This window comes from Halomicrobium sp. HArcel3 (assembly GCF_058933135.1).
Genome location: NZ_JBZYDN010000007.1, coordinates 198,333 through 206,923 on the forward strand (window position 1 = coordinate 198,333; position 8,591 = coordinate 206,923).

An 8,591-nucleotide genomic window follows, 5' to 3' on the forward strand; every position below is an offset into this window, starting at 1 on the left:
AAACCTAACAGTTATTCCACCGGCGCTCAACGGGTACTTCTCATGGGGGTAGAAACGACGCAACACACGGGGATCGGTGGAACGCTCTTCAAACTGTATACGAAGTACGTCAGTGAGCCTGAGTCGACCAAACACGTCTACGGCTACACGTTGCTGGTGGTGGGCTACCTGCTCGCGATGGGCGGCATCGGGCTGTACCTGCTCGGACCCTCCGAGGGGAACAGTGCGATGGCCTACCTCGTCCAGGAGATCGCCATCACGCCCGCGGCCATCGGGCTCGTGGCGACGCTGCTTGGCATCGTCCTGATGCTGCCAGTCAGACGACGCGGGACGATACTCGCTATCTTCGGCGCGCTTCTCTGTCTCGTCGCGATCGGCTGGTTCACCGTGGCGTATCCGAACGACTGGTCCCAGGGAGCCAGTTACAGCGACCAGATCATCCCCATCTACACCACTGGCCTGGCGCTCGTCGCGGGCGTCGTCGTGATGGTGCCCGTGGTGACGGGCGAACGCAGTTACTTTTCGGAGACGACGGCTGGCCACGAGTACGACCACCCGGACATCATGATCGGCGAGACCGACCGCGGCGGTCTCTTCGCCGTCTTCAAGCGCGGTACGGAGTGGACCTGGCGCCTCATCGACCAGAGCGCAGTCGCCTCCAGTACCGAGGAGTTCCTCTCGCGCATCGAGGCCGAGGACCGCGTCGACGCGGTCAAGGAACAGGTCGCCGCCGCCGGGCTACTGGAGATCAAACACGCCGCCTTCAGGCTGTACGAGTCCGGCTCGGACGCCTGGCAGTGGTACCTGATGCACGAGGACGGCTCCGTCCTCGCCGAGGGCGGCCGGGACTTCGACTCGCGCGACGGTGCCGAGGACTCCATCAACGCGATGAAGGACCACGGTGCCGACGCCGACGTCTTCGTCCTCGACCGGGCGGGCTACGACTGCTTCCAGGAGAACGGCGAGTGGGGCTGGCGCCTCATGGACGAGGACCGGACCACGCTCGCCCGCGGTGCCGAGAAATACTCGGCCCACGGGAGCGCCGTCGACGGCATCGAGGAGTTCCGCGGACTGACGGCCGACGCCACCGACCTGGTCATCGAGTCGTACGGCGTCGAACTCGTCCCTCAAGACGACGAGTGGGCCTGGCGGCTCCGCGACAGCGGCCACCAGAACATGGCGGTGAGCGCCGGGGCCTACGAGTCCAAGGGCGTCGCCGAAGACGCCGTCTACGACCTGCTCGCGGACATTCCAGACGCGAGTATCGTCGAGGCCGGCGAGCCGACCTACGACGTGTTCGACCGGAACGGCGACTGGGGCTGGCGCCTCGTCGACGACGGCGCCGCTGTCGCGACCGGCCACGGCGACAGCCGCGGACAGTCGGACGCGACCGAGCAGGCCGAACAGATGCGCGCACACGCCGCAGCGGCCGACGTCGTCGAGATCGAGGACCTCGATTTCGAGACGTACGAACGCGGCGGCTCCTGGCACTGGCGCCTCGTCTCCTCCGACCGCGAGGTCCGCGCCAAGAGCACGGAGCGCTACGACACCGAGGAGGAAGCCGCAGCGAACGTCGACCGCGTCCGCGAGGAGGCGCCCGACGCCGACCTCATCGAGTTCGACAACGCCGCCTTCCAGGTGTACGAGGCCGAGGAGGGCGCCTGGCGCTGGCGGCTCATCGACGAGGACGGCAACGTCCTCTCCGACAGCGGTCAGGGCGAGTACGAGTCCAAGGACGGCGCGATGGGCGCGATGACGACGCTGAAAGAACACGCCCCCGACGCCGAACACCTCGAGATCGAGAACACCGCCTTCGAGATCTTCCAGGACGACGAGGGCTGGGGCTGGCGCCTCGTCGACGACATCGGTGACACCATCGCCGAGGGCGGCGACCGCCACGAGACCGAGGAGGGCGCCCGCAACTCCATGGACAGCCTCGTCACCACCGTCCAGGAGGCCGACAAGCGCGCCATGGGTGAGGGCATCTTCCAGGTGTACGCCGACGCGGACGACGAGTGGTGGTGGCGCTTCGTCCTCCCCGACGGGACGACCATCGCAGACGCCCCCGAGAGCTTCGGGACGCGACACGCCGCCGAGGACGCCATCGAGGGTATCCAGGCCGTCGCAGGCACCGCGGCCGTCGAGACCATCGGCGACCTCGCCATCCTGCTCCAGCCAGAGGACTGGCACTGGGAACTGGTCGACCACGACCGCGAGCAGATCGCCGTCGGTGCCCTCCAGTACGAGGACCGCGACGCCGTGACCGAAGTCGTCGAGGACCTCCAGCGGAACGCGAGCGAGACCACAGTGTACGAGATCCGTCAGGCCGCCTTCGACTGCTACCGGAGCGACGACGGGTGGACCTGGCGCCTCATCGACGCCGACCACGAGGTCGTCGCGACCTCGCCGTCGACGTTCGAGAGCCTCGCCGAGGCCGAAGAGGACGCCGCCAACGCCCGCGAGCTCGGAATGGAAGCGGAACTCGTCGACTACGACGACGTCGCCTTCGAACTGTTCCAGGACGAGGACGGCTGGACCTGGCGCTTCATCGACGAGCACCAGCGCGTCATCGCCAAGGGCGCGGGCCGCCACGAGAGCCGGAACGCCGCCGAGGCCGAACTCGACGACGTCCGCGCGCACATCGCGGACGCGAGCGTCATCGAGATCGACTCGGCCGCCTTCGAGTTCCACCAGGGCGACGACGGCTGGCGCTGGCGACTCGTGGACGAAGCCGGCTCGGAAATCGCCGAGAGCATCGCGACGTTCCCGACCCGCGCCGAGGCCCAGGAGGAACTCTCCGTCGTCAAGGAGTACGGCCCCGAATCCGAGATCTCGATCGCCGAGTAACTGCCTCGCGCTGGTTTTCGTTCGCCGTTCCCTGCCGCCGTGTTCCGTCTCCGGTTCGCGATCTGAGTTCTGATAGCTGCACCCATAGCTTGAAGCCGAACCTTCTCCTCGAACCGCCAATGACGCGGCTGGACGTCACGGACGGCTTCGACGTGCACGAGTACCGCCACGGCCTCAAGCTCCTCACGGAAGACCGCGGCCAGATGCACCTCGCGAACCGGAACGACTTCGGCTGTCCCGCCTGCGGCGAGCCGTTCGACCGTCTCCTCGTCTCGGAGCGTCGGCAGAACACCTTCGGGAAGCCCGACAGCCCGTTCTGCGTCGTCCGGACCGACGACGAGTTGCTGTTGCTGACGCACTGAGCACCGTCCGAGTCCGGTTCGACCACGCCTCGAGCCCGGGAATGGCACGTATTCGGCAATCAATGCACAGTAAATGCTTATGCGGCTGTCCCGTGAACGATCGATCGTGAAGGATGGTACCACTAGACAGGAACGGTGGGCTCGGGCAGCGATCCGAGGACCGGGAGACGCTGGGCTCGCTCGAATACTTCTCGACGGGAGCGCTCAGCCTCGCAATTAGCTGGCTCTGTCTGGCGGTTCTCTACGGCTGGATCGTGGCGCTGGTCCAGCCGCTTCACGTCCTCTCGACGACGGCACTGGTGGTCGTGTTCCTGACGCTCTGGGCGGCGACCTGGCTGGTTCTCGACATCGTCTGGGGATGGCGGAGCGGCCGCCTCTCGGAAGCGTAACGAGAAGTCTCCTTCAAATCCCCCACGGCTTCCGCTGCTCACGAACTGTTCGCAGCAGGAAGCCGGAGGGGGGATTTGAACCCCCGACCTAATCCTTACGAAGGATTCGCTCTACCAGTCTGAGCTACTCCGGCGCGTCGGCCTCGCGACCAATGAATTGTCCGGCGATAACCGCAATAAGGATTGCGACTCGGGGCGGGTTAGCGAGAGAGTCGCACGTCGAGAACCACGTTCTGTTCGTGTGGCGCGTAGGACCTGACGACGTGACGGGTTTCGACCGTCACGTCGTATTCGGGCTCGGCGAACTCGCGGATCGCGCGCTCACCGGGTCCGAAGAGGTCGTCCTCGTGCTGGATGTCGTAGTAGTGGATCACGCAGTCGTCGCCCGCGAGGGCGACGGCCGTGTCGAGGAACTCGTCGGCGCTGTGAGGGAGGTTCATCACGAGCCGGTCGGCCCAGTCAGCGTACTCCGGCGCAACCTCACGGACGTCCCCCTCTATCGCGGTGATCCGGTCCGCGACGCCGTTTCGCTCGGCGTTCTCGCGGAGGTACTCGATGGCGGACTCGTTGACGTCACAGCCGACGCACTCCGCGCCGCGCGTTGCGAACGGTATCACGAACGGGCCGACGCCGGCGAACATGTCGAACGCGCGCTCGCCCTCGCTGACCTGCTCGACGACGCGGTGGCGCTCGGTGGCAAGGCGAGGCGAGAAGTACACCTTCGCCAGGTCGATGGCGAACTCGCAGCCGTACTCGCGGTGGACCGCCTCCGTGCCGTCTCCAGCTAGTACCTCCCAGTCACGCACGCGCGTCTCGCCCTTGATCTTCGATGCGCGGTTGAGGACTGTCCGGACCGGCAGGTCCGATTCCATCAGCGCGTCGGCGAGGGCGGCGGCTCGCTCGGGGTCGTCCTCGTCGATCACGATTACGTCGCCGATGCGCTCGTAGCTCGCGGTGAAATCCACCAGGTCGCCGGGCATCGTCTGCGTCTCGCGCACCGGGAGGTCACGGGCGACGACGTCGAGGTCCGCGGGCACCGACGCCGAGTCGGTCACCGGGATGTAGAGCCACCCGTCCTCGACGACGATGTCGTAGCCGTCCTCGACGAGGTCGACCTCGGCCAGCCGCTGGCGCGTCTCCTCGCCAGCCTCCCTGTCGACCCGGACGCACTGGACGCTCATACACTCTCTTCGCCAGCGGCCGGCGGTAAGGCTGACGCTTCGCGTCCTTTATGCACCGCCCCGACCGATCCGGCGTATGCTCACCTTCGTCGGACTCGGCCTCTACGACGAGCGCTCTATCACCGTCGAGGGCCGCGAAGCCCTCCAGACCGCCGACAGAATATTCGCCGAGTTCTACACCAGCAAACTCGTGGGGACGGACCTCCAGCGACTGGAGTACTACCACGACGCCTCCTTCGAGATTCTCGACCGGGCCGGCGTCGAACAGGACCCCGAGCCCGTCCTCGACGCAGCGGAATCGGCGGACGTCGCGTTCGTCACGGCCGGCGACACGATGATCTCGACGACCCACGTCGATCTCCGCCTGCGCGCCCACGAACGCGGGATCAGGACCAGGATCGTCCACGGGACCACGGCCCAGACCGCCGCGTCGTCGCTCACCGGCCTCCAGAACTACCGGTTCGGCAAGGCGACGACGCTCCCGTTCCCCGACGCCCACGGCGGCGGCGACGTTCCGGACAGCGTCGTCGATACCATCCGAGACAACCGTGACCGAAACCTCCACACGCTCGTCTACCTCGACATCAAGGTCGACGACCCCCACTGGGACGGCGACGAAGAGTTCATGCGCGCCGACCAGGCGGCCTCGCTGCTCGCCGACGAGTTCGGTGCGGAACTCGGCGTCGTCGTCGCCCGCGCCGGGAGCGCCAACCCCGTCGTCGCCGCCGACCGCATCGACCGGCTCGCCGACGAGGACTTCGGCCGACCACTCCACCTCCTGATCGTCCCCGGCGACCTCCACGACATGGAACGCGACGCGCTCGTGGAACTCGGTGATGCTCCGGACGACGTGGTCTGATCGACGGTCGCCGTGAGTGTTGGATTCGTCAGTTCACCTGCTCCTCCTTCTGTGCTAGTTCACTGGTCAATACAGGTGAAGGACTGAGCGATCGGTTGGGTTCGAGATAGAGACGGAATAGGAGACGACAATACCTCGAAAGCCCTCGGCGCGCTCGACTCGTGCGAACCCGTTGCGCGCGCTCGTTCCTCGCGTGCTTACGAGTTCGGACTTCGTCGACCGCCCCTCGCCCTTTCAGTCCACCAGGAGAGCAAGCTCTCCTGAGCCCCTGGCTCGCTTCGCTCGCCAGGACACCAGGGTCCGCGTTGCTCGCGCACGGAGGCGCTCGCGGTTGACTCCACCAACCCTCCCCGGATTCGGCGCGTCCGCGCCGAATCACGCTTCCTTCCGCAACCGCGAGGCGGTCGGCCGGGAGCGAGTAGCCGAGCGAAAGCGAGGCTCTCGCGACCAGGGGAAGGGCAGGGCTGCGGTGCTGTGCTGGCCTGGCGGACTGAAAGGGCGAGGCGGGCTGCGGGAACCCGGGCGCAGTAAGCACCGCAACGGAGTGAGGAGCGCAGCAAGCCCCGGGACCGGAGCGCGCCGAGGGCTTTCTGGCTGTTGGCAGTCTCGTTTCTGCCAGCGTAATTCAGAAGAACCACCCGTTCAGTAAACACACCGAAGCTACAATCAGTTCATCGCAGAGAGAGCAAAGCTAACTCACCGTCATTCACTCCCGCTAGTCCGCGTCCGCCTCGTCCGGCGGCGACCGCCCCGGCTCACCCGAAACGCCGAACGCGTCCTGGAGGTCGTACTCGCTTCCGGTGAGGAGGTACAGCAGGTCCTCGACGACGACCAGTATCTCCGGCAGCGTCTTCACGACCAGCCAGGTGATGAGTATCATCGCGAACACCGACCCGAACTGGGCGAGCATCCGGTCGGCCAGGAAGTACGAGACGTACTGGGGGTCGTCTGTCCCGATTAGCCCCATGATCGGCTCGACGAAGAACTGCATCTTCTGGTGGCCGAACATGACCGCGATGAAGACGTTGCGGAACAGGTTCAACACGTAGATGATCGGTAGGGCGATGGCCAGCGCCTTCGCCTTCCGGCGGAGCGGCGCCGACACCGCCAGAATTCCACCGGCGATGATCGACATGCTGCCGATGCCCGTACACGCCGTGATGATGGTGTACCGAATCGGGGCCGTGTTCCCCTCGAAGACGAAGGTGCTACGGTCGGGATACTTCTTCCCGGTAATGGGATACCCATTGTGCGCCATCCCGTCGACCAGCGTCGGGTCGAACCCCAGCAGCGACATCAGATAGGCCGTCTGCCCGGCGACGGTCTCGACCAGCCACTTGCGCGGCGGGATCGATTCGATGCCGGGGACGTAGACGAAGGGGAGGTAGATGAGCCCCATCAGTCCGACGGCCCGCGTCAGTACGAACAGCGAGTCCCTGCCGTTCCAGAGTCGATAGCCCGCGTACAGCGACATCGGCACCGCGGCGATGCTGCCCAGGCCCTCGACGATGCTCCCGATTTCGAAGACGAAGTGTGGCACGAGCACGAGCCAGAACAGCCCGAAGAGGACCCAGCCACCGACGGCGACTCGCCGAGCCAGCTCCCTGTCCCACCGTTCGACCACGGCCGCCGTCAGGAACGCGACCACCACCAGCCACGACAGCGGCGCTGAGACGTCGAGCGGCTGAATCGCGAGAAACGCAGCCTGGAGTGCCATCGATTCTACGTTACCGTTGTCCGAAGCCCGCTATATGCTTTATCGTTGCGTGACTGTGCGCGTCGAGAATGGCTGACGCTATCGGGTCGGTAGCACGCGAAAAATGGGGGAATTCAGGAGCCGGACGAAGTCCGGTAGTTAGTTACCTCAGTCGTTGCGGCGGACTGCCAGCAGTGCCGCAGCGATGAGGGCGCCGAGTGCAGCGACGATCGTGAAGCCAGGTCCACTGTCGTCAGTGGGCGACTCCTCGGTGTCCGTGTCGTCAGGCGACTCCTCGGTGTCGGTCGGCGTGTCCGTGTCGGTCGGAGTTGCCGTGTCCGTCGGCGTGTCCGTACCGTTCTCCGTGGGCGTTTCAGTACCCTGATCGAGGGTACCTTCTTCGACGACCTGGCCCTCCCAGTCGTCGGACTCACGGTCGAGTTCCAGCGTCAGGTTCGTACCCTGGCTGAGTTCATCGAAGTCAACGTCCACCTCGAACGTCCCGTCAGGCTGAACCGTTGCCTCGGGGCGAGTCAGGAATGGACTCGTCGAGTCGTCGGAACTGATTCGAATCTCCAGTTCGGTGCCCGGTGCCCACGTGGACGTCCCAGAAACCGTCTGGTTGGTAGCCGCCTCAACGAGCACGAGGTCGTCCTCGCTCGTGTCGAGGCTGGATTCACCATCGACCATTTCGAACTCGGAGGTTCCCGTCTCCGGGTCGTCGTCGTTCGTATTCAGCTCGCTTCCAGCGTCGACGGTGAAGTTCGCCTCGTACACACCGTCATCTTCGATGTTGCTGGTCTCGCTGGTGTCGATAGCGACGTAGTAGCTATCGTTCTCAGCATCAGGGACAACCGTCGTGGTGGTGTCGTTGATGTTGAGTGCCTCGTCAGGTGCGTTCGGACCGCTATTCGTCTGCTCGATAGTGAACGTGGTCTCGCCGTTGTTTAGGAACGCCGCAGTGTCGTCGTCGCTCGCATTCGCGAGGGCACCTTCGAGACCAGAGGATTCGACCTGAATGACCGCGAAGTCACTGTTGTCCTCAGTGATAGCGATCCCCTCGGACTGGGTCAGGTTCGCGCCAACGCCAGCCGCGATCGTTCCATCGTCCCAGTCGTCGAAGTCCGTGTTAGCCGGTGCCGTCCAAGTTGTGACATTACTGGTCGAGCGCTCCTGCAGCGAGAGCGCACCGACCTCGTCAGCCTCGGTCACGTCGGCGTTGAGACCCGTCGTGACGTTCATGTCGTACTCGGTCGC

At 65.4% G+C, this 8,591-nt stretch carries 7 protein-coding genes and 1 tRNA gene; 4 read left to right on the forward strand and 4 right to left on the reverse strand.

Going from position 1 to position 8,591, the window contains the following annotated elements; genetic code table 11:
* The first annotated feature begins 42 nt into the window (after window positions 1-42).
* The 3 genes from AC5FRV_RS16920 (at window position 43) to AC5FRV_RS16930 (ending at window position 3,598) form a co-directional block, all read left to right on the forward strand.
* Complete coding sequence (locus tag AC5FRV_RS16920) at window positions 43-2,847, forward strand: DUF1508 domain-containing protein (RefSeq protein WP_493562261.1); 2,805 nt, start codon at window positions 43-45, stop codon at window positions 2,845-2,847.
* A gap of 119 nt (window positions 2,848-2,966) precedes the next feature.
* Window positions 2,967-3,209 carry a DUF7385 family protein gene (locus AC5FRV_RS16925; protein WP_493562262.1) on the forward strand — a complete coding sequence of 81 codons (243 nt, stop codon included), beginning with the start codon at window positions 2,967-2,969 and terminating at the stop codon, window positions 3,207-3,209.
* Window positions 3,210-3,322: 113 nt separating this feature from the next.
* Window positions 3,323-3,598, forward strand: a complete 276-nt coding sequence (locus tag AC5FRV_RS16930) for a hypothetical protein (RefSeq protein ID WP_493562263.1) — start codon at window positions 3,323-3,325, stop codon at window positions 3,596-3,598.
* A gap of 60 nt (window positions 3,599-3,658) precedes the next feature.
* Here the strand turns inward: AC5FRV_RS16930 and AC5FRV_RS16935 are convergent.
* Window positions 3,659-3,732 (reverse strand) — tRNA-Thr (locus AC5FRV_RS16935).
* Window positions 3,733-3,798: 66 nt separating this feature from the next.
* On the reverse strand, window positions 3,799-4,779 hold the full coding sequence (locus AC5FRV_RS16940; protein ID WP_493562264.1) for a class I SAM-dependent methyltransferase: 981 nt from the start codon (window positions 4,777-4,779) through the stop codon (window positions 3,799-3,801).
* A 76-nt stretch (window positions 4,780-4,855) separates the two neighbouring features.
* Here AC5FRV_RS16940 and dph5 point away from each other — a divergent pair, with 76 nt between their 5' ends.
* Window positions 4,856-5,638, forward strand: a complete 783-nt coding sequence (gene dph5, locus AC5FRV_RS16945; protein WP_493562265.1) for a diphthine synthase — start codon at window positions 4,856-4,858, stop codon at window positions 5,636-5,638.
* A gap of 715 nt (window positions 5,639-6,353) precedes the next feature.
* On the opposite strand, the gene artA is transcribed toward dph5, so the two are convergent.
* Window positions 6,354-7,355 (reverse strand): archaeosortase A, encoded by a 1,002-nt coding sequence (artA, locus tag AC5FRV_RS16950; protein ID WP_493562266.1) that lies wholly within the window; start codon window positions 7,353-7,355, stop codon window positions 6,354-6,356.
* 147 nt (window positions 7,356-7,502) lie between these two features.
* Window positions 7,503-8,591: BGTF surface domain-containing protein (locus AC5FRV_RS16955; RefSeq protein WP_493562267.1), on the reverse strand; the 1,089-nt coding region annotated here is incomplete at its 5' end.

Coding starts and splice junctions, on each gene's coding strand:
- AC5FRV_RS16920 (WP_493562261.1), top strand. CDS start 43: ATGGGGGTAGAAACGACGCAACACACGGGGATCGGTGGAACGCTCTTC.
- AC5FRV_RS16925 (WP_493562262.1), top strand. CDS start 2,967: ATGACGCGGCTGGACGTCACGGACGGCTTCGACGTGCACGAGTACCGC.
- AC5FRV_RS16930 (WP_493562263.1), top strand. CDS start 3,323: ATGGTACCACTAGACAGGAACGGTGGGCTCGGGCAGCGATCCGAGGAC.
- AC5FRV_RS16940 (WP_493562264.1), bottom strand. CDS start 4,779: ATGAGCGTCCAGTGCGTCCGGGTCGACAGGGAGGCTGGCGAGGAGACG.
- dph5 (WP_493562265.1), top strand. CDS start 4,856: ATGCTCACCTTCGTCGGACTCGGCCTCTACGACGAGCGCTCTATCACC.
- artA (WP_493562266.1), bottom strand. CDS start 7,355: ATGGCACTCCAGGCTGCGTTTCTCGCGATTCAGCCGCTCGACGTCTCA.